Genomic DNA, 838 nt, shown 5'->3' with positions numbered 1-838 from the left:
ATATTCTATCTGATCGAGTAATTCCTCTTTTTGCAACCCCAGCAGATCCATTGTCATCGTACATGCAATTAATTTTACCCCCTGCTCCTGCGCCATTTCAACTAACTGTGGAAGAGGTACAGCACGGTGCTTTTTCATAACACTCTTTATCATTTTTTGACCCATTCCAAAATAGTTCATCTTGGAAAGTCCCATTTTATCAGAACCTCTCGGCATCATTTTGCCAAACAGCTTTTCCTTAAATCCTTTTTTAACTGGAATTTGTGCATCTTTACGTAATGCATTTAGTCCCCAAAATGTATGGAAAATGGTTACCTCATGGTCATATGCTGCAGCACCATTTGCGATAATATAGGCTGCCATTGCTTTGTCATAATCACCACTAAATAACACAATGGTTGTTTTCTTATTTTCGGACATTTACATTCCCTTCCTTTTCATTATATACATACACACGTATGGGTATTTATTTTATTAAAAAAAGGTGAAAATCACAACTCACCCTTATCTGCTTTTAACAAGCAGATTAACTGCTTCTTTTATTAGGTCTTCAGAGCTTTTCCCATTTTCCTCTTCTTCACGAATACATTGTTCCAGATTTGTGCTGACAATTAAAGCAGCTGTCCGGTCCACCGCATTTCGTACAGCAGTCATTTGGGAAACTACATCTTTGCATTCTTTATCTTCCTCCATCATCTTCAACAAACCCCTAACCTGACCCTCTATACGTTTCACCCTGTTTTGTACTTTTTCATCATACTTCAATAGCAAACCCTCCAATCGTTTGTCCTTGTTTACAACCTCTACAATATACCCCTATGGGTAATCTGTCAACCAA

The 838-nt window shown here is 37.8% G+C and carries 2 protein-coding genes; both read right to left on the bottom strand.

Annotated elements, in window-relative coordinates; translation table 11 throughout:
* A partial coding sequence (locus AC3G7N_RS20735; protein ID WP_489424056.1) for a DsrE/DsrF/DrsH-like family protein occupies nucleotides 1-420 on the bottom strand: 420 nt, incomplete at its 3' end.
* Nucleotides 421-504: 84 nt separating this feature from the next.
* Complete coding sequence (locus AC3G7N_RS20730) at nucleotides 505-765, bottom strand: metal-sensitive transcriptional regulator (protein ID WP_172840464.1); 261 nt, start codon at nucleotides 763-765, stop codon at nucleotides 505-507.
* Nucleotides 766-838 lie beyond the last annotated feature (73 nt).

The sequence above is a fragment of the Virgibacillus carmonensis genome, assembly GCF_057836705.1.
The sequence above is the reverse complement of the archived record's forward strand: the minus strand, read 5'-3'. Positions and strand labels throughout refer to the sequence as shown.